At 59.8% G+C, this 522-nt stretch carries 1 protein-coding gene; it reads left to right on the plus strand.

Translation table 11 applies throughout. The features are described 5' to 3' along the window. Positions 1-522: DUF7507 domain-containing protein (locus HMPREF3086_RS18490; RefSeq protein ID WP_141764032.1), on the plus strand; the 522-nt coding region annotated here is incomplete at both ends.

Consider the following 522-nt stretch of genomic DNA (forward strand, 5'->3'; position numbering starts at 1 on the left):
GAGGCTCCGGCTGAGGTGAAGGGCGAAACGACGTCAGATCTAACCTTGGTCAAGACAGCTTCGCCTGAGAGCGGTCTCAGCGCCGGCGATGAGGTCGCTTACAAATTCGTCGTCACGAATATCGGCAATGTGACGCTGAAGGATGTGGGTGTGACGGAACTTGAGTTCACCGGCACCGGAACGAATCCTGTGGTCGAGTGCCCCGTTACGGAACTGGCTCCGGGCGACTCAGCGTCCTGTACCGCGACTTACACGACGACTACGTACGACGCGAAGGCAGGAAAGGTCGACAACACGGCAGTTGCCACCGGCAAAACTCCGGCTGATGAGAACGTGAAGTCGAACGAGGATAGTGCGACTGTGACGTTCGAGAAGGACGGAATCTGTTGCGGAGGGTCGCTCGGTTCGGCGGGATCTGTCGGCTCGCTCGGTTCCTTGGGTTCCCTAGGATCCCTGGGATCCCTCGGTTCGCTTGGTTCCCTGGGTTCGACCGGTTCGGGTTCGACGGGTTCGACGGGTTCG

Source organism: Dietzia sp. HMSC21D01, from assembly GCF_001815995.1.
In the GTDB taxonomy this organism is placed as follows: Bacteria; Actinomycetota; Actinomycetes; order Mycobacteriales; family Mycobacteriaceae; genus Dietzia; species Dietzia cinnamea.